We start from the raw sequence: 1,518 nt of genomic DNA, 5'->3' as shown, positions 1-1,518 counted from the left end.
CATCATTGCAACCGAAACGGCTGTGCTTACTAATAATTTTTTCATTTTAATCATCCTTTAATGGTTTGATCATTCTGATTAAGGTTTTATCTTTATCGATAAAGTGATGTTTAAACGCCCCTAGTGCATGCAATACTGCAAACCCGATTAATGTGCACGCGCCATAATAATGTACTTTTCCTGCAATATCGGCTTGGTCATCAAATGCAAAATCAAGCGCTGATACGTTAAATAAGGTAAACACTTCTATTGGACGTCCGTCTGCGGTTGATATTAAATACCCTGCAACAACTATAACGGCCAAAATAATATACATAGCAATATGCGCAGTATGTGCTAATTGGTTCATGCCTTTACTTTCACCTAATGGTTTAGGTTGTGTAGATAAAGCACGCCATAAAATTCTAAATAAAAATACCGCCACAAGCGTAATACCAATACTTTTATGTAAATCGAGCGAGCCTTTATACCAGCTATCGTAATAAGTAAGCTCAACCATATATAAACCTAAACCAAACAGGCCAAAAATAGTCAACGCCATCAGCCAATGTAAAATAATGGCGACAAGTCCGTAAGATGAAGGTGTATTTTTAAACATGTGTAAAGTCCTATAATGCTATGACGTTACAATATAGTGCATAGCCGTAAATGAAAATAACATTTACAAACACTTTACGTGCGTATACGCACAGAACTTTGATAATTAAAGTCAGTTTTTAAAAGTTGAGGATTAAACAGATAAGTTTATAGGGTGGATTGCTCGCTCAAGCTGACATAAATTAAGCTCTCTGGGCTTACTTGCAAACAAGTAACAAGTCCTTCTTTAATGAGCTCAAGCATGGCTATAAAACTAACCACCACACCACTACGCCCTTCATCAGGCGTAAAAAGCGCATTAAATACCACTGCTGAATTTGCTTTCGATAGCTGTTGTAATATTTGGCTCATTCTCTCTCGGGTTGAGAGTACTTCAGCAGTAATTTGATGATGTTCAAACGTTTTTGCTCGCGCCATAACATCACTCAACGCCAGCATTAAGTCTTTAAGTTCAATATCAGGGAGGTTATGACTTGTGTCTTCATTTATTGGCATAGCGGCATGCGCTATAAAAATATCACGCCCAACACGGGGGATATCATCGAGGTTTTCGGCGGCTTTTTTAAATAACTCATATTCTTGCAGGCGTTTAATAAGCTCAGCGCGAGGGTCTTCTTCCTCTTCAAGCTCTTCGTGAACAGGGAGTAATAAGCGCGACTTAATTTGTGCAAGTAACGCAGCCATTACTAAATATTCACCGGCAAGTTCGAGTTGAAACTCGGTCATCATTTCAACGTAACTTACATACTGCTCTGTAATACTAAAAATAGAAAGATCGAGCACATCAAGTTTATGCTTTTTAATTAAATAAAGCAGTAAATCGAGCGGGCCTTCAAAGGTTTCTAATATTATTTCGAGCGCATCGGGCGGAATATATAAGTCTTCTGGTTTATCTACAACCGCTTTACCATGCAAAAAAGC

At 38.0% G+C, this 1,518-nt stretch carries 2 protein-coding genes; both read right to left on the bottom strand.

Annotated features, from left to right (window positions below; genetic code table 11):
* Nucleotides 1-46: 46 nt before the first annotated feature.
* The gene (locus H5072_RS19220) at nucleotides 47-598 is read right to left on the bottom strand and encodes a cytochrome b (protein ID WP_182672248.1); all 552 of its coding nucleotides are present in this window, start codon (nucleotides 596-598) and stop codon (nucleotides 47-49) included.
* Nucleotides 599-744: 146 nt separating this feature from the next.
* On the bottom strand, nucleotides 745-1,518 hold a 774-nt coding region (locus tag H5072_RS19215; RefSeq protein WP_182694477.1), incomplete at its 5' end, for a ScpA family protein.

It is taken from the genome of Pseudoalteromonas sp. SR45-5 (genome assembly GCF_014163565.1).
Taxonomy (GTDB): domain Bacteria; phylum Pseudomonadota; class Gammaproteobacteria; order Enterobacterales; family Alteromonadaceae; genus Pseudoalteromonas; species Pseudoalteromonas distincta.
This window is presented reverse-complemented; position numbering and strand designations above follow the sequence as displayed.